Below are 1,242 nucleotides of genomic sequence, written 5' to 3' on the forward strand. Positions count from 1 at the left end.
CCTCGCTGCCGCTGCGCGACGGGGCGGCCGCGCCGGAAAGCACCCGGATCTCGGCGCTGCTGCCGCCGGCGCAAGCGGCGGCGCTGCGCGGCCTGGCGCGCGGCTTGCGGGTCACGCAGACCGCGCTTTACCTGGCGGTCTTTGCCGCCGTGCTGGCGCGGGCGACGGGCGACCGGGCCTTTCGCCTGACGCTGCCGGGCTTCTTCCGCGCCCCGGTGATGCGCGGCGCCTCGCGGCTGGTCGGGGATTTCACCAATATCCTGCCGCTCGGCCTGCGGATCGGGCCCGAGGCCACGCTGGCCGGCCTGGCGCGCGAGACGGGGCGCGAAATCGCGCAGGCGCTGTCGCACCAGGCCTGCCCCGGCACCGCCGTGCTGCGCGAGATGTCGCGCGGCGGACAGGGCGTGGAATCCGCGCCGGTGGTCTTTACCAGCGGGCTCGACCTGGGCGGCGGGCAGCGCCAGCTGCTTGGCCCGCGCGTCGGCCGGCTGTTCGGGCCGCTGGTCTGGAGCGTGTCGCAGGCGCCGCAGGTGGCGCTGGACGTGCAGGTCGCCGCGCTGGCCGAGGGCGTGCTGCTGAACTGGGACCTGCGGCTGGACGCGCTGCCCGAGGACTGGGTGCGCGCCTGTTTCGACGCCTGCCACGCGGCGCTGTGCCGGCTGGCGGATGCGCCCGATCTGGCGGCGGTGGCGCTGTCGGACTGGCTGCCGGCGCCGATGCGGATGCGGCGGCTGAACGACCTGCAAAGGGCCTATCTGCTGGGCCGCGAGGCCGGGCTGCCGCTGGGCCGCACCGCCATGCAGGAATATCGCTGCTATCGCGGCCCGCTGGACGCCGGGGCGCTGGCGCTTCGGGCCCGGACGCTGATCGCCCGGCACGAGGCGCTGCGCAGCCGGCTCGACTCCGACCATTCGGCGCTGCGGGTGCTGGACAATGCCGAGCCGCCGCTGGAGCGTATCGACCTTTCGGATCTGGGTGCCGACGAGGCCGAGGCGCGGCTGGCCGCCCTGCAGGACGACTTCGCCCGCGCGCCGCTGCCGCTGGACGGGTTGCTGTGGCGGCTGGTGCTGGTCGAGATGCCGCAGCCCCGCGACCAGGCGTTGCTGGTCAAGATGGACGCGCTGGCGCTGGACGGCGCCGGGATCGCGCAGATCGTCGCCGAGCTGCTGGCGCCCGAGCTTCCGCCCGCCCCCGCCCTGCCCACCCGCGCCCTGCCCGAGCCGGCGCCCGAGCCGGCCGACC

At 76.0% G+C, this 1,242-nt stretch carries 1 protein-coding gene; it reads left to right on the forward strand.

The window, feature by feature from the left end; genetic code table 11:
• Window positions 1-1,242 (forward strand): condensation domain-containing protein (locus tag I9P22_RS24230; RefSeq protein WP_233253589.1); only part of this gene is annotated, 1,242 nt, incomplete at both ends.

Origin of the sequence: Paracoccus binzhouensis, from assembly GCF_016446475.1 — a bacterium.
In the GTDB taxonomy this organism is placed as follows: domain Bacteria; phylum Pseudomonadota; class Alphaproteobacteria; order Rhodobacterales; family Rhodobacteraceae; genus Paracoccus; species Paracoccus binzhouensis.